Origin of the sequence: Microcystis wesenbergii FACHB-1317 (assembly GCF_014696875.1) — a bacterium.
In the GTDB taxonomy this organism is placed as follows: domain Bacteria; phylum Cyanobacteriota; class Cyanobacteriia; order Cyanobacteriales; family Microcystaceae; genus Microcystis; species Microcystis wesenbergii_A.
This window is the reverse complement of the sequence record NZ_JACJQV010000208.1, coordinates 1-18995: the sequence shown is the minus strand read 5'-3', so window position 1 is coordinate 18995 and position 18995 is coordinate 1. Positions and strand designations below refer to the sequence as shown.

Below are 18995 nucleotides of genomic sequence, written 5' to 3'. Positions count from 1 at the left end.
TGGGGGGTGGGGTGTGGGGTGTGGGGGGATGGGGTGTGGGGAGATGGGGTGTGGGGTGTGGGGTGTAGGGTGTAGGGTGTGGGGTGTGGGGTGTGGGGTGTGGGGTGTGGGGTGTGGGGAGATGGGGTGTGGGGTGTGGGGTGTAGGGTGTAGGGTGTGGGGTGTGGGGTGTGGGGTGATGGGGAAATGGGGAAATGGGGTGATGGGGAGAATCAATAAAGGTAGTCTATTGACAACTGCTCACTGATTACCACTGTCCACTGAAAACTCAAATCTGATAACTGATAACTGATAACTGATAACTGATAACTGAATTATCCCTTGACAATTGCCCCAAAATCTGCTAGAACTCGGGCGTGATTTCGCAGTAAACCCAAGAGATTTAAACGATTGCGACGCACAGATTCTTTTTCGGCCATGACTAACACACTATTTTCGCCATCGAAAAAGTCAGCCACCACGGGAGAAATTGCCGTTAAAGCAGTGACGAGACGCTGATAATCTCTTTGCTCTCTTGCGCTGATAGTTTCGGAAATTAGGGCAATTAAAGCCTCATAAAATGCTTGTTCTGAGGATTGTTCAAATAACTCCCTATCGATGATTCCCTTGCACTCTAGGGTAGTTGTATCTAAATCTCCTTTTTGTGCTAAACGGGTCGAGCGATTGACGGTTTCATAGATGTTGGCTAACTGACCATCCTGACGAATTTGGCATAAAAAGCGAGCGCGTTCACGGGTATCTAATAAATTTTCTAAAGCGCGAGACTTATACTCTGGATCGTTTTCCCCTAAAACTGCATTAACGAGATCATAATCTATCCTAAAATCATCACTTAAGAGAGTTTGCAGACGTTGTAAAAAGAAATCTTTAATCAGATTGGCCGGGTTGGGTTTATCGGGATGACTGGTGACAAAATCCTGAGCTATTTGCTCGATTAATGCCAAAAGATTGATATTAAAATCGGCTGACCAGATAATACTAATTATTGCATTGGCAGCCCGACGGAGAGCGAAGGGATCTGAGGAACCAGTGGGCAGCATTCCCAGTCCAAAAATACCGACTAAAGTATCCAATCGATCGGCAATTCCCACCACTTGACCGGTGATTGTTTCCGGGAGTAAATCCCCGGCATTGCGAGGCAGATAATGTTCAAAAATGCCCCGGGCAACTATAGCCGATTCGCCACTAATTAAAGCATATTTTTCGGCCATTACTCCCTGTAATTCGGGAAATTCGTAAACCATTTGGGTAACTAAATCCGCTTTACAAAGCATGGCAGTGGACTCTATATCACTGCGACTTTGTTCATCGAGATTTAACTGTTCGACGATCATCTGGGCAATTTCCATAATTCGATCGACTTTATCGCGCATGGTTCCCAATTCTTCTTGGAAAGTGACGGTTTCCAGTTGGGGAAGGAAACTATCTAAGGGTTCATCACAATCGGCAGTATAGAAAAATCTGGCATCAGCTAACCGTGCGCGGATAACCCTTTCATTTCCCGCGGAGATAATCTCAGATTTCTGGGGATCGCCATTGGAAATAGTGATGAAATAGGGTGACAAACCCTGGGGAGTTTTCACCGGGAAATAACGCTGATGTGTCACCATCACGGTAATAATTACTTCCGGGGGTAATTCCAGAAATTCATCGTCAAATTTGCCGACAATTGCCGTGGGATATTCGACTAAGTTGGTCACTTCTGCTAATAAATCTGCGGGAATTTCTGCCACTCCCTCCAGTTTTTTAGCCAGGGTGGTAATCTGATCAGTAATTATCTGTTGACGCACTTGCGGATCCGCTTCCACAAAAATCGCTCGCAAACTGGTTAAATATGCTTGGGGATGACTAATGGCTAAGGATTGCGGGTGTAGAATGCGATGACCAAACGTTAAGCGATCGCTGGTTAAAGTGGTAGAGCCATTAATTAATTCTAGGGGCAAAACTTCCCCATCAACTAAAGTTAATAACCAACGAATTGGCCGGGGAAATCTTAAATCTCCATCTCCCCAACGCATAAAACGTCTTCCTTCCAAACGGGTAATCCATTGGGGAATTAATTCAGTTAAAATCTCGGCTGTTGGACGACCTGGAATCGTTTTTTCAATATAGACAAATTCTCCTTTGTCCGTGGCACGAATTGAGAAAGCAGCGGTGCTAACTCCCTGTTTTCGAGCAAAACCCTCACCAGCGGGGGTAATTTGACCATTTTTGTAGGCGGCACTAACTGGGGGTCCTTTGATCTCCTCGCTGCGAGCTTCTTGATCCGTCGGTAATCCTGTGATTAACACGGCCAAACGGCGCGGGGTTGCGTAAACTTGAATAGCAGTCGCGTCCAGAGATTCCGTCTCTAAACTCTTGCTAACTCTTTCCTGCCATTGTGCGATCGCGCTATCGACAAAATCTGCGGGTAGTTCTTCTGTACCGACTTCCAGTAAAAAATCCATCTGATTGATTGGCCGTGTTTATGCTTCACCAATCATCTAGGCTATCACAGAAGCCGTATCCTTAGTTTTTGATCAGCTGTACTGCATTTAAACTGGATATGGGAAATTTTAGTACAAATGCTCAAACTTCCTCGACCTAGCTCCGGCGCTGCCCACTCTCCTATCCCTTTTAAACAGTATGCTAGTATAGCTATATGGCGATATAGTTGCATTGGCTTGGCTAAAGGGACAAAGTTGCTATCAGATTTTATCTGTTATGTCAATAAAGTTATGAAACGATTTCTATTATTATTTTGTGTTCTCGTGAGTTTTTTGCTGTTTATCAGCTTTGAGATTGATTTTTCCTTGTCTGCACTAGCTCTAACTCGACAACAGCTAGAGGGGCCGGGGCAGCTGTTGTATCAATCCCGTCATAGTTTGCGCGATGATACTGGTAGTCCTTGGCAGGTGGTGTTGTTCAAACGAATTAAGGATGGGGAAACCCGAGAAATTAGTTTGCGCTTGGTGGGATTTCCTGAAGGGATTGAGTTTCTCCATGGAGAAAGATTGACGATAACGACGGCTAAAGGCGAAATTTTAGCGGCTAAGGATGCTTTTGCCGAAAAATCACCAGCAGCTAATGTCGGTCAATACGAGATGCAGGATATCTTGCCGCGGCTACCCGTTACTGAAGCGATCAAACTTTCCCTACCCCTAGAGGCTCCCCGTCATCTTAACATCCCGATTCCTGTACTTTTAGAATGGCAAAGTCTGCTTTTTTCGGCAAATATTTGACTTTTTGGGTTAGGGTGAAAGATGCAGCAAATTGGAATCAGCGACGATGGGAAAGATTAATTTATTAGTCAGTGCCACCTCTGAGGATTGGATAGAACAGGCAATTAATAATTTAGGGATTATTCTGCTCGATCATTCCCATTGTGAGCGAAAAGCGGCAGGAGTGGCCTTAAATCTCATGTTTCGTTATCCTTCCTACGCTTCCCTGGTGCGGAAATTGACCGCGATCGCCCAAGAGGAATTAGAACATTTTGAACAGGTAAATCAATGGTTAGATAAATGGGGAATTCCCCTCGCTCCCTTAAATTCTCCCCCCTATGGTGCTAAATTAAAGGCGCAGATTCGTCACCAAGAACCCGATCGCCTTTTGGATTCGCTATTAATATCAGCTTTAATTGAGGCGCGTTCCCACGAAAGATTAGGTTTATTGGGAGAATATTGTCCCGATCCTCAATTAGCTCAATTTTATCGCGGTTTAATGGCTTCCGAAGCGCGTCATTATGGTATTTATTGGCTATTAGCAGCGGATTATTTTGAACGGACAGTGATCGAGCAACGTTTAGAAACCCTAGCGGCGATCGAAAGTGAGATTTTAGCCAATCTGCACCCGGAACCTCGTATTCATAGTTGATTGCACCCAAGGACAAACCCTATCTAAATTACTCGTTAAACTCAATTTCTCTCTTAGAAAAGGGTAAATCTTGATTGATTGCTTCAATTTCTTCCTGTTCCATTTGATTAATTTCCTGGATATAATTGCGGAGAATTTGAGTCATTTTGCCATGATAGAAACGGTGTAAACTATGATTAGCAGTAGCGGGAAAACCCCGTCTTTTCTTGTGTTGTCCTCCCGCACCGGGGTCAAACATGGTAATATTTTGACTAATTGCCCAATCGATCGGTTGATAGTAACAAGCTTCAAAATGTAAACAGTCGTACTCCTGAAAACTGCCCCAGTAACGACCATAAAGATTAGTATCTTTGCGAATACAAAAAGATAAACCCACCGGTTTAGTATCCTTTTCATTTTGGTAGGCAGTAATCAAAACCACTCGCTGACGATAATTCGGATATAATTGTTCAAAAAATTTCTGTGTCAGGTATTTACTTCCCCAGTAAAATTTATCACAGGTACTGCTATAAAACCGATAAATTAACGGGAACAAATGATGGGGAATTTCTTCGGCAGCCAGAGTTTTAATAATTAACCCCGCATTAGTCACCGCTTTCCGTTCCCGTTTAATATTGCGGCGTTGATTAGCATTAAAAACCGTCAGATAATCTTCAAAATTGTGAAAACCCTTGTTATTCCAAATATAACTATGATGTAACCAGGGAGTAAAGCCAAAATTTTCCATTAAAATTCGCCATTGGGGATCGACAAAAAGAAAATGACAACCCGACAGATGATTTTGGTCACAAAAATGATCGATCGCCGCTATCATTAAAGCAGTAATCTCCAGTTCATTTTCCCCTGGAGCAATTAAAAAACGATAACCCACCGCAGGAGTAAAAGGGGTCATTCCTAACAGTTTCGGATAGTATCTAATCCCCAAACGATGGGAAAGATCTGCCCATTGGTGGTCAAAGACAAATTCACCATAACTATGACTTTTAATATACAAAGGAGCGGCGGCAATTAACTCAGCACCGCACCAAACTGTTAGATGAGCAGGTTGCCACCCGGTGCGTCCCGTGGCGCTGCCAGAAGTTTCGATATTATGTAACCATTGCCACTCTAGAAAGGGAGTAGTTAGGGGTTGAGCGAGAGCATCCCATTTTTGTTGGGGAATCTCACTCATTTTATCAATCCAAGCGACAGAATATTGGGGTTTAAGCTGTTCTACCATGGGACAAGATAAGTCAACCTTTTTATTTAAGGTTTGCTGAATAAATATAAAAACCTTGTTGGGTAAGACTTTTAGACTTTTTGGCAATCAAAAAGTACCGGACTGGGAGTGATCAGGGGTAAAATTCCTGGACTTTTTCCCTGAAAATTAGGTAACTGACTACCTCAAAATCGGTAAAACCCTACACCCTACACCCTACACCCCACACCCTGCCGCCACCAACAAACTTTTTCAGCAGACCCTATTTAAGGTAATCTAGTTTTGAGATTTGTGGGACTGCCGTTGAAGGGAATAATGTAAGAAAATTTCTTCTTCCAGGGTTTCCACGCTCAAAAGTTGTAATTTTCTGGCAGAATCAGCCATAAATCCAGTTCCTCCTAGGGGAGTTGCCGCTTTATTGCCTCCTAACAGCAACGGACAAATAGTTAGATAGATTTCATCGATTAAATCTTCAGCTAAAAGAGAGGCAATTAATTCACCTCCTCCCAGAATCGCCAGCTTTTTGATACCTAAAAGGGTAAATTGACTAAAAATAGCCTTCCAATCACCGCAGACTAAGACAAGCTCAAATAAATCCCGATTTTCCCATGCTGCCACTTTTTCCGCTGCCGTGATTAACCAGCGAGGGAAAGGCTGCTGAAAAAATTTCATCCGGGGATCAAGCTGGCCTGAATGAGAACAAACGATCTGTATCGGCTGCGGAGAGAATCCCCGTTGTTGACGGTATGCGAGAAAATCGGGATGACGGATAGGAAGACTGGTGTGATAAGCGCGCAGGGTGTTAGCACCGAATAAAGCGGCATCCATGCGCGATAAATGTTGTTCTAGACGCATTTTATCGGTAGCAGAAGCAAATCTGGCCGCTGACTGGTATGCGTCGGCAATTTTACCATCGGCACTCATGGCTAAAATAACGGTGGTGTGAGGACGATTCATGGCAAATGATGAGGGATATCACCCAGTCCGATTGGTTAATAGGCTAGTATAGTCTGGAGTTTGATAGCAAGAATCAAACTAATTTCCGCCTATGCCTATCGGTCAATCCTCCTTTCGTCGTATTCTGCTCTCTCGCTTACTCTTGGTTAGTGTTCCTGTACTACTGATAGGGGTTTATATCACCTATCGTAAGGCGCGATCGGCTTTTTTGGAAACGGCCCGTCAAAATCTCACCGAAAGTGCCATCAGAAAAGCAGACAATATTGACCAATCAATTCAATTTTTGCGGGCCAATCTTATCACTGCGGGTGAAAGTCTGGTTTTAAAACAGGGAAACTTAGCCGAAAAAAAAGCTTTTTTACAACAATTCACAGCGCCGCTTCCTTATCAGATTAACTGTGTGGAATTAATTGATATTAAGACCAAGAAATCTTTATTAAATCAAGCCTGTGAACCAGAAATTATCAAAGCTTTGCCTCTAGAAAGATGGACAGAAAAACGGACTAGCTTTGCTGGTAATATCGAAAATATTTTAGTTAGAAGTTTACCTCGACAATTTCTAACCAAGTCTCCCAATAATAATCGTCAATTAGAATTAGTTTTTGCCGTTCCCATCTACGATAATCAAGGACAATTACAATCTAGTCTGATTCTGCAAACTTCTCTACTTTACCGTGAGAAGGTTTTACCCGGTTCTTTGTCAGGTTATCCCGTGGTTATTTCTGAAAATGGCATTATTCTCGCTCATCCCTATTTTGATCGCATTGGTAGCCATATCAGTCAAGAAGCTGATGCGGACCGCCTCAATCTGATCATCAGTAATGCTGTTAGAGGTCAACAGAGATTTCTCCATTTATTTTCTTTCGAGAAATATGGCAAAGAATTAGTCGCGGGTTATAGTTCCCTCCCCAGTCCAGTTACGGGAGAATCATCGCAAAAATGGATAGTTTTAGCCATTAGTCCCCTCTCCCAAGCTCTGGCTCCTCTACAACAAATTTGGGAGGCAATTTTTTATCTGATTTCTGGTTTATTATTAGCTTATTTAGTAGCTATTGTACTGATTGCCAGGGATTTAGCTATACCTTTAGAAAAACTGCGAGATTATGCCTTAAATATTCAGAAAGTTCCTTCGCAAAATATTACACCACAAAACTTTAATATTCGAGAAATTAATCAGTTAGCCTCGGCCCTAGAGGAAATGCTCGAACGTTTACGCCTTTGGGGAGAGGAAATAGTTAAGAGTTGGCAAGAAGCAGAAAATGCTAATCAATTAAAAAACCAATTTTTGGCGAATACTTCCCACGAATTACGCACCCCTCTCAATGGTATTATTGGCTCAATTCGTTGTGTTATCGATGGATTTTGTAATAGTGAGGAGGAGGAAAAAGAATATCTGCAACAAGCGGATAATGCAGCTGTACATCTTTTGGAAATTATTGATGATATTCTCAGTATTGCTAAAATAGAAGCCGGCAAACTTTCCGTTAATCCTGAACCAGTAGATTTACACCAAATTATCAATGAAGTTATTAATTTACAAACAGCATCGCTGCAACTTAAGTGCTTAAAATTAAATTTACTTTTCTGTCCAGAAATTCCTATAGTCTATGCTGATACCACTAAATTAAAACAGGTAATTTTGAATGTTATTTCTAACTCAATTAAATTTACTGATATAGGCACAATTTCTTTAATAACTCGCCTAGAAAATACACAGGCTATTATTACTATAATCGATACAGGAATCGGTATAGACCCCCAGCAACAATCAAAATTATTCCGTCCTTTTGTGATGATTGATGGTTCCACAACTAGAAAATTTAGCGGTACGGGTTTAGGATTAGCTATTTCTAAGAATTTTATGAAAATGATGGGGGGAGATATTACTATCTCTAGTCAAGGTCAAGGTTTAGGAACAACTGTAGAAATTATTCTTCCTCTAGTGGGGGAAAGAAAGCTTGATTCTACCCCAGAGGAAAACTCATCTTTGCCGATTCTTCCCTCTCTTAAAAGCTAAAATATCTCTATTTAATTTCTGTAATTTATGAGGAATTTAGTTTATAATTCCTCTAAACTTTCTACAGGCAAATTAACCACCTGATAAGCACCAAAAACCTTGATCGCATCTGTATAATTGCTTAATTCTTCTAAAGTTGCTGCGATTAAATGCTGTTGCTCTGGATTAATTTCTAGATCAATAAAAAATATGTATTCCCCTAAAGATATTTTAGTTGGTCGCGATTCGATCCGAGATAAATTAAGCTGACGTTTGGCAAAAACTTCTAAAGGTTTGACTAAAGCTCCAGGTTGATCTAAAACTTGAAAAGCGAGGGACATTCGCTCCCCTTGAGGATGGGAAGTTAAATCCATGACCCAAAAACGGGTACAATTATCGGGATAATCATTAATTGGTTGTATTAATATTGGTACATGATACAGTTTTGCTGCCCGGGGAGAAGCAATCGCGGCCGAATTAGTCTCTCGATCGAGAATTTGAATCGCTTCTGTGGTAGAATTGGTGGGAATAATTGGCACGTTAGGTAAATTATTTTCTAGCCACTTTTGACATTGGGCTAAAGCTTGGGGATGAGAATAAACGGTTTTAATTTCTGTTAGCGATTGTCTGGGAGATAGAAGTGCATGGGAAATCGGTAAAACTAATTCTTGTTGAATCTGTAACCCGGGTAATTGCCATAAAGCATCAAGAGTCATTACCACACTTCCTTCGGTGGAATTTTCCACCGGGACCACTGCTAAATCGGCCTGATTTTGGACAACCGATCGCAGGGCCAAGGCAATGCTAGGATAGGGTATTAATTGACGAGGCTGGGGTGGTAAACTATTAGCAAATGCTAAAGCGGCTGTTTCTGAATAGGTTCCCACCGGCCCCAGATAAGCGATCTTTACAGTCATTTAGATTATCCCCGCAAGCAATTTTTTCTAGCTATTACAGCCTTTCTCGTCAACATCAAGTATAACCTAATTCAACCACAGTTTTCAGTTGATAATTGGCTAAAGGAGCAATATAGTAGGGAACCTTTTTAGCTAACTCTAGGGTACAGGTAATTTTTTTAACTTGGCTTTTACCGCCCAAAAATTTACAATCATAACTAGCATTGTGAAAAACCTTTTCTATCCGGTCAACCAGCATGATTTTAGTGATAAAATAGTCAGTAAGATCGGGTCGATCGAGAACATCCAAAATTGTCACCCGCTCCCCCGTTAAGTCCGTGGAATCAGCCAGAATTTGAATCAGAGACAAACGGGGAGTCTTGCTATCGTAATCGGCTACTTCCGTATCTAACCAAAGAATGGGAAAATGAGAAAAGTGATCGATCGCATTCATCATAGCGTCGGATTCCGTTAAATAAGGCATGGTTGCAGAGGTGGAAAAATGTATCAAAAAATCTTGATAGCAGTAGATTTGTCAGAGATGGGGGAGAGTGTCTTTAAGGAGGCTGTATCCTTAGCCAGTAAGTACGAAGCTAACCTTCTACTACTGCACGTCCTTTCCCCTGAAGAAGATTATAGCCCTTTACCGATTCCGCCCAATTTAGCCGATATTTACCCCGCCCAGGGCAATGATCTGACTCTCGATTTTTGGCGGCAACAATGGGAAGAATTCGAGGAGAAAGGGGTGGCCATGTTGCAAAAAAGGGCTAATCAGGCGGGAGAAATGGGTGTAAAGGGAGAATACCGGCAAATTTACGGTCATGCCGCCAAAACTGTCTGTAAAGTGGCGCGAGAGGAAAATGTTGATTTAATTGTCATCGGTCGGCGTGGGCGATCGGGTCTAGGAGAGTTATTCTTAGGTAGTGTGAGTAATTATGTTCTCCATCATGCCCCCTGTTCCGTCTTAATTGTTCAACATCATCAAGACTAAAAATTGCTGATTAGCTATTCCCCCCTAAAATCCCCAAACGATTAAAAGGAAAAAAGCGAAAAACCGCCCTACCAATCACGTTATTTTCCGGTAAAAACCCCCAGATATGGGAGTCATTGCTATTATTGCGATTATCTCCCATGACAAATAAGTTATTTTGCGGCACAAGCAAAGGCATTAAATTATATTGAGGGGATTCGAGAATATAATCCTCTGACAAGGGTTGATTATTCAGGTAAATTTTGCCCTCCTTGACAGCAATCACATCCCCTGCTGTGGCAATCACTCTTTTAATAAAAGCTTGGTCCTTTTGGTATCCCTGTAATTGTAATTGTGCCGGCGGTTCAAAGACGACGATATCCCCCCGTCGAGGAGGATGGAAATCGTAGGAAAGTTTTTCCACTACTAAGCGATCGCCCTGTTCTAAAGTGGGTAACATAGAATCAGAGGGGATAAAACGAGGTTCAGCCACAAAAGTGCGAATCAGTAGGGCTAAAATTAAAGCTATAGTGATAATTTGCAGATTTTCTCGAATAGAAGCCCAAAAACTCTTGGATTTGTCCTTATTAATTTCTTGCTCTTGCATTATTGCCCAGATGATGGTTGATGTAACTTAGCTTTCGCTTGCTGCCAGAAAACCGTTAATTCCTCTAGTGTATAGTCATGGAGAGGCTTTTCTGCGACAGATTCCACTAGGGAAAAACGTTGAATAAAACGCAGATTAGTCTCTTGTAAAGCGATACTGGGGTCTAAATTATACCAGCGAGCAAGATTGACAATAGTAAAGAGTAAATCGCCTAATTCGGCCTGTTGATGCTCTTTATCGCCCGATTCTAGGGACTCTTGCCATTCTGCTAACTCTTCGCCGAATTTTTCCCAGACTCCTGCGATATTTTCCCATTCAAAACCGACTCGCGCTGCTTGCCGAGAAATTTTCATCGCTCCCATCAAGGGTGGTAAAGTTTGGGCATAACGGGTTAATTTGCCGCTAATAGTCGGGTCATTTTTTTCCTCAGCTTTGATTTTCTCCCAATTTTGACGCACCTGTTCGGGATTTTCTAGGGATAGCTCCCCAAAAACGTGGGGATGACGACGAATTAATTTATCGGTGATGCCCCTAGCCACTTCTTCTAGGCTAAAATTACCCTCATCGCTGGCAATTTGGGCTTGTAAAACCACCTGTAGCAGTAAATCGCCTAATTCCTCGGCAAGGGCAGTTTTATCACCACTTTTAATCGCCGCTACCACCTCATAAGCTTCTTCGATAACGTAGGGAATCAGAGTTTCCGGGGTTTGGACTAAATCCCAAGGACAGCCGCTTTCTGGGTCTCGTAAACGGGCAACAACGGTGATTAAATGGTTTAATGCCTCTAAGATGCCCTTGTAGCTGGGATTGTCGGTTTCTGGAAGGCTAGACATCGATTTTTTCCGGTTTTCTCCCCCATTATACCGGTTAGTTATCAGTGATCACTGATCAGATGTGAGTTTTCAGTTAACTGATCACTGTTTACCGATCACAGCAAAAAAGCTTTTATTTCCCTATCTTCTAATATTTAGTTACAGCCTTTCTCATCAGCGGGAAACCGGTACTTCCAAAAGAGGATATTCCAAGCGCCTAAGACAAGCTGTATCCTTAACAATGGAGCAGTCAAACTAGGAGCCGTCTGAGGTGAAAGTCTCAGGCACGGTTCTGATCAATAATAGCAAAGTCTTACGACTACCGCTGAACCAAAACTTCTATTATCCTGATGAGAAACCTCTATTTTCTCTTACCCGGTACTACTTCTCCTTTTGGTGGGGGTGGACTGTGGGCAGAAATGAAAACCGTCAATTTGGCTAGTCAAATTTGTACCGCCCAGATTGTGACTTATCGTCAAAAAGAGTTAAATTATCCTTTTTTAGAGGATATACTTGCGAAAATAAGCTCGGATGACAGTATTTTTGTGGTTAGCTGGGGTTTTGATCTTCCTAAACTGGTGCCAAGATTGCGATCGCATAATATCATTTATCATGCCCATAGTACAGGTTACGGCTTCCGTTTACCCTCCCAAATACCAATTATCACCGTTAGCCGCCATACTATGGGTTATTGGGGAGAAAAAGCTCCTAATGCTTTGATTTACTATCTTCCTAATCAAATTGGCTCGGAATTTCTCAATTTAGGCTTAGAAAGAGATATCGATGTCCTAGTACAGGGGCGCAAATCCTCAAAGTATCTTCTCAATCGTCTAGTTCCCGCCCTCCGTCCCCACTGTCGCGTTAAGGTTTTAGATAGCTATGTGGAGGATTTATTGGGATTATTTAATCGCAGTCGGGTTTATCTCTACGATTCGGCTGAATATTGGGCTGTAAACGGTTTAACGGAGGGTTTTGGCTTACCGCCCCTGGAAGCTTTAGCCTGTGGTTGTACGGTATTTTCTAGCGTTAATAGCGCCTTAGCCGATTATCTCGATCCCGGTTTCAATTGTCAAAAAATCGGGGCCTATTCCACTCAATACGATCTAGAACGTATTCTTAATTATGCCCGTAATTTTCCCGTTAATTCTTTACCGGCTAATTTTCTTGATGATTATCATCCCGAAAAATTACTACCACGTTTTGAAACAATTTTAAGAGAAATTAATGATTTCTTTGATCTTAAAAAACGCTATCCGGCTGATATAGAAGGTTTAGAACCCCTGCGACTTAAAAAATTATGGATGCAGAGTTCTCTGGCTAAACTTAAGAAAAAACTGTTCAAATAGCAGTGATCTTTCCTTAATTAAGTGGGTGGGTGGAATTAAATATAAGATGAACGTAGGTTGGGTTGAAGCATGAAACCCAACGCTTGATCATGTTACGCTACCGCTAACCCATCCTACAAATAATTGTGCCTCCCTACTTATTCGCCAATTCAAAAATCAAACCCACGACTTCTTAAGAGTTGACAGAGAAAGATTGAGCGGCTATTCAGTTATCAGTTATCAGTTATCAGTGATCAGTTATCAGTGAACAGGGATATCGGGAGAAAAAAGCGTTCGACAAAAGCTCACGCCGAAGTCTGATGGCTGACTCCCCAAAAGGAAAACTTTCTACTTCACCATTAAGATAACTGCTATATAATTATTTCTAACTCTTACCCCCAGGATATTTATGAAGCGAGGAATTTACATTACCGCTAATGATCGAGTTGTTGATCAAGCGATCGCATTAATGAATAGTATTCGTTTGTACGATCCCGATTCTCCCGTCATCTTGATTCCCTACGACAATAATTATCAACAAATTGCCGATTTATTGTCCGAAAAATATGGCGTTATTCTCTATCCCGATCTGCAATTAGTGGAAGAATTAGCACAAAAAATCTATGATATTTTCGGAGAAAAATTCTTTGCTCGTCCCAATCAATTTCGCAAGCAGGTGTGTTGGTTTGGAGAATTAGATCAATTTCTTTATATCGATACCGATATCGTAGTTTTTGAAAAAATAATAGATAATCTAAATTTCCTCGATACCTACGATTTTCTCTGCTGTGATTACCAACACAAAAAAGGGATTACTGATGTCTTTAATCCGATTGTTTTAGAAGAAGGAATCTTCACAGAAAATGATCTAAGTGGAATGTTTAACGGTGGTTTTTGGGCTAGTAAAAAGAATCTGTTCTCAGAACAGGAATTATATAGCGCTTTTCAAGAATGTGCCGCTCATCCAGAATATTTTGATTTTTCTCAAAAAACCTCCGATCAACCGATTATTAATTATACCATTCTCAAACGAGTTCCCAATCGATTTAATATTGTCCGCGCTCCGGGTTGTCAAGCGGGAAATTGGGGGGGAAGTTCTCATTTTCAACGTCAGGGGAATATCTTAATCGATCCGAGATTAAATCAGCCCTTAAAATATTTACATTGGGCAGGAATTCGCATCGAACCGGGATGTCCCTACTGGGATATCTGGAAATATTATCGTTATCTAGATGATCCTAATCCCCCCGCAGATCCGCCAGCAAGTAAACCCAAAAATCGGTTTCAGAGATTATTAGATAAAATCAAATTATAGGTTTGATTTTTCCTCTCGCATCACTAAGATAACTGCTGCAATTTAACTCCAATCCTGTTGCTCCTCGCTTTGGCGAATTTGATACACTTGTCCGTGACTGTGCAGTGGTCGAGTTTTTGCCCATAAACTAGCTTCATCTAACTGCCATTTTTCTAAGATTAAATCTAAATCTCTTTGGATTTCTCTTGCCCCCGGAAAGTTTTGATAACGTATGCGTAAACGAGCGCATTCAGCTAAGTTTAAATCATTGGGTTCTGATTGCAGCAGCTGATCAACAATCGGGCGATCTAGTCTTTCCTGTGGATGTTGTTGTTCTTGATTTTTACTAGCCATAATTAATCGAACCAACCGATTTCGGAATCCGTTAACTCTGTCGGGGTAGGAGTGGGGGCAATATAACGGGCTAAAGTGGTCATTTCAAAGTTATAAAGACTGGGTTTCTTAGGCAATAGTTTGGTAATTGCTGACGGTTCAGGGGTGGCGGTGGGACTATTTTCTAGGGTTTTAATTTGATTATATAATTTTTCAATTAACTGTTTTTTATCAGTCAGTTCTGTTTCTGTCTTACTCAATTGACTCGATAATTTTTCAATTAACTGTTTTTTCTCGGTTAATTCCGCTTGGGATTGACTCAATTGACTCGATAATTTTTCAATTAACTGTTTTTTATCAGTCAGTTCTGTTTCTGTTTTACTTAATTGACTCGATAATTTTTCAATTAACTGTTTTTTCTCAGTCAGTTCTGTTTCTGTCTTACTTAATTGACTCGATAATTGTGCCACCAAAGTAGTTTTTTCCGAGAGGACAGATTGTAACTGCTCCGTCTGTTGTTGTAACTGCTGTAAACTGACAGAGAGTTCCAGATGTTCTTGAAGTTCTTTTTCCAGAGAAATAACCTTTTCTTGGAGAGTTTGCTGATTTTTCTCGGTTTTTTCTAACTCTGTTGTCAAGTCGTTAATTTTTGCCTGTAGGGTGGCGTTAGTTTCCTTGGCAGGTTTGGGAGAAGGAGAGGTTTGGGATTCTACCTCTTTATTAGCTTCTGTACGGATGAGATCGTTTAAATTACCTTTGGTCATAAGCTCTGCAAATAGGATATTACGATAGAATCGGATACTGTCAAGAAATCTCTTGGTTTAGGCAATCGATAATTAAGTGGGTGGGTGGAATTAAATATAAGATGAACGTAGGTTGGGTTGAAGCATGAAACCCGACGCCCGCATGGGCTACGCTACCGCTAACCCATCCTACAAATAATTGTGCCTCCCTACTTATTACCCCGATATACAAGCTTGATTAAGCTGGGGAATTGTTCCATAGGTTTTATTGTATAGCTTGAGGTCGATCGATCCCTGTCCATTTAAGGAATGAGAACAAATACCTAAATCTCAGTTTTCCCAGTAAGATTCTAAATTTTTCTGTAGTTAATGATACGGAATAGTAAATTTGTGTCAGACTGAAGGGAGGAATTGATCGCACCTGTGGCAAGGATAAATTTATGAATATTCAAGAAAAAGCACGTCTCAATTTAACCCAAGAACGCCAAGCAGAAGGAATGCTCGAAGAAAATGTCTTAACTCGTACAGAGGAGCTTTTAGGGGAAGGGGAGACAGAAACTGGGAAAGCGCGGGTTTTATTAACCGAAAATCGTCAAGAAGACGAAAAACTCCAAGATAAAATTTTAGAACGTTCGATCGAAGCTATGCAATAGCCTTTCGGTGAAGATTGGCAATATCCACAAAAGTCTAGATAAATGTCTGTAGAGACGTGGTTAACTGCGTCTCTATTTCAATTCCCGATAACTAATCACTGTTAAACTAATCACTGTTAAGCTCTGGACAGTGAGAAAATGCAGATCCGAAGAAAACACCCCAATCCTGCCGTTAAAGTTGAGAATTTGAGTTATGTGGTGAAAGTGCCAGAGGCACAACCGCAAAATATTTTAGAAGAAATCGTTTGGCATAAAGAGATAGAAGTCGATAAATTGCGCGAAAAGTTGCCTTTATTAGAATTACGCCAAAAAATAGCTAATACTGCTCCACCTTGCGACTTTTTAGCCGCCTTAAAACAGGGTAAAACCCAACCCGCTTTGATTGCCGAAGTCAAAAAAGCTTCCCCGAGCAAGGGAGTTATCCTGGAAGATTTTGATCCTGTAGCGATCGCCCGTACCTATGAACAGGGAGGAGCCACTTGTTTATCGGTTTTAACCGATAGTAAGTTTTTTCAAGGTAGTTACGAAAATCTTAGCCTCGTCCGGCAAGCGGTATCTTTACCCCTATTATGCAAAGAATTTATCCTTTATCCCTATCAAATCTACTACGCTCGCTCTAAAGGAGCCGATGCTGTCCTTTTAATTGCCGCTATTTTAAGCGATCAAGACTTAGCATATTTTGTCAAAATTGTCAAGGGTTTAGGGATGACAGCTTTGGTAGAGGTGCATAGTCTGGCCGAATTCGATCGAGTGTTAGCCATTGAGGGAATCGAACTAATCGGCATCAATAACCGCAATTTAGAGACATTTAAGGTCGATTTAGACAATACTCGCCAATTACTAGAAGCAAGGGGCGAAAAGGTGCGAGAAAAAGGTATTCTGATCGTCAGCGAATCGGGATTACACACAGCAACAGATCTGGCGAAAGTGAAGCAAGCGGGAGCAAATGCGGTTCTAATCGGCGAATCTTTGGTAAAACTGCCCGATCCTGCCGCAGGTATCCAGAAACTCTTTGAAAATCTCGGTTAGGGGTTTTTCAGTCATCAGTTATCAGTTATGGTTCTTCGGTTTGTGCTATGCAATAGACGGGGTTATAAGGGATGAAACCCTTACAGAAAAAGACATTTAGCGATTTTTGTCAATTGTTTTCGCTCTAGAAGAAACTAATCAATGGAACTCTTGCCAGATAAGGATTTAGTCGATTTATGCCATACCAAGTAACGAAGAACCTCAGTTATCAGTTCACTGATTACTGGTTAAGGAAAACCGCGTACTTCACCATCAAGATAACTGCCATAATCATCCTCACTTAAAACTCCCACTGATAACTGCTAACTGATCACTGATAACTGACAAGCCTGCCTCCTGGGATATAATCAGAGTTTGCCGAATCTTAAATCATCTCCTCAGAATTGATGCGATCGAGATTTGGTTTTTTATCTTGTTAAATATGGCCCAACGAGAGAGGACGAACCATGGAAAATAAAAATATGTTGATGATTCCCGGCCCCACACCAGTGCCGGAAGCGGTATTATTGGCTATGGCTAAAGCACCGATAGGTCATCGGACGGGTGCTTTTAGCAAGGTAATTGCCGAATTAACCGAAAATCTCAAATGGTTGCATCAAACCAGTGGCGATGTTTTAATGCTAACCGCTTCGGGAACCGGTGCCATGGAAGCGGGAATTATTAATTTTCTCAGCCCCGGCGATCAAGTTTTGGTGGGGGATAATGGTAAATTTGGGGAACGTTGGGGGAAAGTCGCGAAAGCCTACGGCTTAAATGTGGATGTAGTTAAGGCAGAATGGGGTAAACCCCTAGATCCAGAAGCATTCATCGCTAAACTGACCGAAGATAAGGAAAAAGCCATCAAAGCGGTAATTATCACCCATTCGGAAACTTCCACCGGGGTTCTCAATGACTTGGAAAGCATTAACAAAGCGGTAAAAGACCACGGGGAAGCTTTAATTATCGTCGATGCTGTCACCAGTTTAGGAGCTTATCATATTCCCATCGATGAATGGGGTTTAGATGTGGTCGGTTCTGGTTCCCAGAAAGGTTATATGATTCCTCCCGGTTTAGGTTTTGTTTCCGTGAGTAAAAAAGCTTGGAAAGCCTACGAAACCGCCAAACTGCCCCGTTTTTATCTAGATTTGGGCAAATACAAAAAAGCCACCGATGAGGATAGTTCCCCCTTTACCCCTCCAGTTAACCTGATGTACGGTTTACAAGCTTCTCTGCAAATGATGAGAAGGGAGGGATTAGCGGCAATTTTCGCCCGTCACCAACGCTTAACGAAGATGACGCGGGCCGGTATGCGCGCCCTGGATTTGCCCCTCTACGCGGCGGATTCCTGGGCTTCCACGGCGATTACTGCGGTGGCCCCCACTCTGGTGGATGCGGAAAAAATTCGTTCGACTCTCAATAAAAAGTTCGACATCGCTGTGGCTGGTGGTCAGGATCACCTCAAGGGTAAAATCTTCCGTATCGGTCATTTAGGTTTTGCTAGTGAGAGGGATATCCTCACGGTTATCGCTGCCATTGAAGCGACTTTAATCGAGTTAGGTGTCGAAGGTGTCACCCCTGGCGCCGGTGTGGCTGCGGCTGCCGCTGTGATGGTGCAGGGTTAATCTTAGGTTGGCTTTTCCCCTTCTCCCCAGAGCTATCCATTAGTCACATCTTTCTTAACATAAAATTTGACAAAGAGAGAAAAGTGTGCAAGATGGCTCAAGGGGGTTCTCTGGGGGAACTAATTTGATTCAGATAGTTTCCACGTCTCGCTGATATCATGTCACCTTCCCAGTCCCAACCAAATAGTTTTAACACCAAGTTCACCTACAGAAGCGATCGCAACCATTCCTCTAAATCTTCGGGTTTGGTAAAATCTAACAAGGCTTCCCCTAAAGCTTCCAGTTGATTAATTGAGAGAGATTGAATTTGCGATCGCCCTTCAGGAGTCACTTCACCGAGGTGACGGGAAAGGAGCCGCAGAGCGAGCTTCTTCCGCTGCTTGGGTTCCTTCGAGAGTAGTGAGTACCATTAAAGCAACTCCTAGGGGTAACTGCTGAATTTACCCTCCTAACCAAGAAATTAATCAGGTTGATGAAATTAAAGAAAACCTTGAGCCAAGTTTTGAGCAAGTGCTTTGAGAAACTGCACAAAAACAACGAAATATAAAACGGCTCTTCGTTACTCTTTATGCTAAATCAACAGACAAGATGCCAAGACAACATACTTCTAACCCAGAAATTCCGAAAGTTTCTAAAGCCATAGCCTCTCCGTTTTATTAGTTTCAGTTTATTGTTGATTCCCTCGACCACCCCATTCGTTGTCCTTTGCTCGAAATAACTAATTATTTC

20 protein-coding genes are annotated in these 18995 nt (G+C 41.9%); 9 read left to right on the top strand and 11 right to left on the bottom strand.

Annotation, left to right across the window (positions count from 1 at the left end; genetic code table 11):
* Positions 1-314: 314 nt before the first annotated feature.
* Positions 315-2447 (bottom strand): glycine--tRNA ligase subunit beta, encoded by a 2133-nt coding sequence (gene glyS, locus H6F92_RS22050; protein ID WP_190359492.1) that lies wholly within the window; start codon positions 2445-2447, stop codon positions 315-317.
* Between the two features lie 270 nt (positions 2448-2717).
* On the opposite strand from glyS, the gene H6F92_RS22045 reads away from it, so the two are divergent.
* Both H6F92_RS22045 and H6F92_RS22040 read left to right on the top strand, forming a co-directional pair.
* Entirely contained in the window at positions 2718-3221 is a 504-nt protein-coding gene (locus H6F92_RS22045; RefSeq protein WP_190359493.1) for a DUF3122 domain-containing protein, read from the top strand.
* Between the two features lie 46 nt (positions 3222-3267).
* Positions 3268-3852: a MiaE family protein gene (locus H6F92_RS22040; protein ID WP_151697105.1), complete on the top strand. Its 585-nt coding sequence runs from the start codon at positions 3268-3270 to the stop codon at positions 3850-3852.
* A 28-nt stretch (positions 3853-3880) separates the two neighbouring features.
* Here H6F92_RS22040 and H6F92_RS22035 read toward each other — a convergent pair whose 3' ends face one another.
* Positions 3881-5071, bottom strand: coding sequence for a GNAT family N-acetyltransferase (locus tag H6F92_RS22035; RefSeq protein ID WP_190359491.1), 1191 nt, complete (start codon positions 5069-5071; stop codon positions 3881-3883).
* A gap of 255 nt (positions 5072-5326) precedes the next feature.
* A complete protein-coding gene (locus tag H6F92_RS22030) occupies positions 5327-6007 on the bottom strand; it encodes a RibD family protein (protein ID WP_190359490.1) in 681 nt (226 codons plus the stop codon).
* A gap of 91 nt (positions 6008-6098) precedes the next feature.
* Here H6F92_RS22030 and H6F92_RS22025 point away from each other — a divergent pair, with 91 nt between their 5' ends.
* Complete coding sequence (locus H6F92_RS22025) at positions 6099-8024, top strand: sensor histidine kinase (protein ID WP_190359489.1); 1926 nt, start codon at positions 6099-6101, stop codon at positions 8022-8024.
* Between the two features lie 41 nt (positions 8025-8065).
* Here the strand turns inward: H6F92_RS22025 and pheA are convergent, their stop codons facing one another.
* A complete protein-coding gene (pheA, locus tag H6F92_RS22020; protein ID WP_002797219.1) occupies positions 8066-8920 on the bottom strand; it encodes a prephenate dehydratase in 855 nt (284 codons plus the stop codon).
* A 55-nt stretch (positions 8921-8975) separates the two neighbouring features.
* Complete coding sequence (locus H6F92_RS22015; RefSeq protein WP_002797218.1) at positions 8976-9383, bottom strand: ribonuclease D; 408 nt, start codon at positions 9381-9383, stop codon at positions 8976-8978.
* 18 nt (positions 9384-9401) lie between these two features.
* On the opposite strand from H6F92_RS22015, the gene H6F92_RS22010 reads away from it, so the two are divergent.
* A complete protein-coding gene (locus H6F92_RS22010) occupies positions 9402-9890 on the top strand; it encodes a universal stress protein (RefSeq protein WP_190359488.1) in 489 nt (162 codons plus the stop codon).
* 10 nt (positions 9891-9900) lie between these two features.
* On the opposite strand, the gene lepB is transcribed toward H6F92_RS22010, so the two are convergent.
* Positions 9901-10476, bottom strand: coding sequence for a signal peptidase I (lepB, locus tag H6F92_RS22005; protein ID WP_190359487.1), 576 nt, complete (start codon positions 10474-10476; stop codon positions 9901-9903).
* Entirely contained in the window at positions 10476-11309 is an 834-nt protein-coding gene (gene mazG / locus H6F92_RS22000) for a nucleoside triphosphate pyrophosphohydrolase (protein ID WP_190359486.1), read from the bottom strand. Before mazG ends, lepB begins: the two co-directional genes overlap by 1 nt.
* 329 nt (positions 11310-11638) lie before the next feature.
* On the opposite strand from mazG, the gene H6F92_RS21995 reads away from it, so the two are divergent.
* Positions 11639-12634 (top strand): glycosyltransferase, encoded by a 996-nt coding sequence (locus H6F92_RS21995; RefSeq protein WP_190359485.1) that lies wholly within the window; start codon positions 11639-11641, stop codon positions 12632-12634.
* A 388-nt stretch (positions 12635-13022) separates the two neighbouring features.
* On the top strand, positions 13023-13928 hold the full coding sequence (locus H6F92_RS21990; protein WP_190359484.1) for an Npun_R2821/Npun_R2822 family protein: 906 nt from the start codon (positions 13023-13025) through the stop codon (positions 13926-13928).
* Between the two features lie 42 nt (positions 13929-13970).
* Here H6F92_RS21990 and H6F92_RS21985 read toward each other — a convergent pair whose 3' ends face one another.
* Positions 13971-14261 (bottom strand): DUF3288 family protein, encoded by a 291-nt coding sequence (locus tag H6F92_RS21985; protein WP_190359483.1) that lies wholly within the window; start codon positions 14259-14261, stop codon positions 13971-13973.
* Between the two features lie 2 nt (positions 14262-14263).
* Entirely contained in the window at positions 14264-15004 is a 741-nt protein-coding gene (locus H6F92_RS21980; RefSeq protein ID WP_190359482.1) for a hypothetical protein, read from the bottom strand.
* 419 nt (positions 15005-15423) lie between these two features.
* Here H6F92_RS21980 and H6F92_RS21975 point away from each other — a divergent pair, with 419 nt between their 5' ends.
* The 3 genes from H6F92_RS21975 to H6F92_RS21965 all read left to right on the top strand — a co-directional run bounded on the left by H6F92_RS21975 (position 15424) and on the right by H6F92_RS21965 (position 18266).
* Positions 15424-15636, top strand: coding sequence for a hypothetical protein (locus H6F92_RS21975; RefSeq protein ID WP_190359481.1), 213 nt, complete (start codon positions 15424-15426; stop codon positions 15634-15636).
* Between the two features lie 138 nt (positions 15637-15774).
* A complete protein-coding gene (gene trpC, locus H6F92_RS21970) occupies positions 15775-16665 on the top strand; it encodes an indole-3-glycerol phosphate synthase TrpC (RefSeq protein WP_190359480.1) in 891 nt (296 codons plus the stop codon).
* 446 nt (positions 16666-17111) lie between these two features.
* Positions 17112-18266 carry a pyridoxal-phosphate-dependent aminotransferase family protein gene (locus H6F92_RS21965; protein ID WP_190359479.1) on the top strand — a complete coding sequence of 385 codons (1155 nt, stop codon included), beginning with the start codon at positions 17112-17114 and terminating at the stop codon, positions 18264-18266.
* Between the two features lie 205 nt (positions 18267-18471).
* Here the strand turns inward: H6F92_RS21965 and H6F92_RS21960 are convergent, their stop codons facing one another.
* Both H6F92_RS21960 and H6F92_RS21955 read right to left on the bottom strand, forming a co-directional pair.
* On the bottom strand, positions 18472-18597 hold the full coding sequence (locus tag H6F92_RS21960) for a DUF4351 domain-containing protein (protein ID WP_265795828.1): 126 nt from the start codon (positions 18595-18597) through the stop codon (positions 18472-18474).
* A gap of 245 nt (positions 18598-18842) precedes the next feature.
* On the bottom strand, positions 18843-18995 hold a 153-nt coding region (locus H6F92_RS21955; RefSeq protein WP_190356403.1), incomplete at its 5' end, for a transposase.

Coding starts and splice junctions, on each gene's coding strand:
- glyS (WP_190359492.1), bottom strand. CDS start 2,447: ATGGATTTTTTACTGGAAGTCGGTACAGAAGAACTACCCGCAGATTTT.
- H6F92_RS22045 (WP_190359493.1), top strand. CDS start 2,718: ATGAAACGATTTCTATTATTATTTTGTGTTCTCGTGAGTTTTTTGCTG.
- H6F92_RS22040 (WP_151697105.1), top strand. CDS start 3,268: ATGGGAAAGATTAATTTATTAGTCAGTGCCACCTCTGAGGATTGGATA.
- H6F92_RS22035 (WP_190359491.1), bottom strand. CDS start 5,071: ATGGTAGAACAGCTTAAACCCCAATATTCTGTCGCTTGGATTGATAAA.
- H6F92_RS22030 (WP_190359490.1), bottom strand. CDS start 6,007: ATGAATCGTCCTCACACCACCGTTATTTTAGCCATGAGTGCCGATGGT.
- H6F92_RS22025 (WP_190359489.1), top strand. CDS start 6,099: ATGCCTATCGGTCAATCCTCCTTTCGTCGTATTCTGCTCTCTCGCTTA.
- pheA (WP_002797219.1), bottom strand. CDS start 8,920: ATGACTGTAAAGATCGCTTATCTGGGGCCGGTGGGAACCTATTCAGAA.
- H6F92_RS22015 (WP_002797218.1), bottom strand. CDS start 9,383: ATGCCTTATTTAACGGAATCCGACGCTATGATGAATGCGATCGATCAC.
- H6F92_RS22010 (WP_190359488.1), top strand. CDS start 9,402: ATGTATCAAAAAATCTTGATAGCAGTAGATTTGTCAGAGATGGGGGAG.
- lepB (WP_190359487.1), bottom strand. CDS start 10,476: ATGCAAGAGCAAGAAATTAATAAGGACAAATCCAAGAGTTTTTGGGCT.
- mazG (WP_190359486.1), bottom strand. CDS start 11,309: ATGTCTAGCCTTCCAGAAACCGACAATCCCAGCTACAAGGGCATCTTA.
- H6F92_RS21995 (WP_190359485.1), top strand. CDS start 11,639: ATGAGAAACCTCTATTTTCTCTTACCCGGTACTACTTCTCCTTTTGGT.
- H6F92_RS21990 (WP_190359484.1), top strand. CDS start 13,023: ATGAAGCGAGGAATTTACATTACCGCTAATGATCGAGTTGTTGATCAA.
- H6F92_RS21985 (WP_190359483.1), bottom strand. CDS start 14,261: ATGGCTAGTAAAAATCAAGAACAACAACATCCACAGGAAAGACTAGAT.
- H6F92_RS21980 (WP_190359482.1), bottom strand. CDS start 15,004: ATGACCAAAGGTAATTTAAACGATCTCATCCGTACAGAAGCTAATAAA.
- H6F92_RS21975 (WP_190359481.1), top strand. CDS start 15,424: ATGAATATTCAAGAAAAAGCACGTCTCAATTTAACCCAAGAACGCCAA.
- trpC (WP_190359480.1), top strand. CDS start 15,775: ATGCAGATCCGAAGAAAACACCCCAATCCTGCCGTTAAAGTTGAGAAT.
- H6F92_RS21965 (WP_190359479.1), top strand. CDS start 17,112: ATGGAAAATAAAAATATGTTGATGATTCCCGGCCCCACACCAGTGCCG.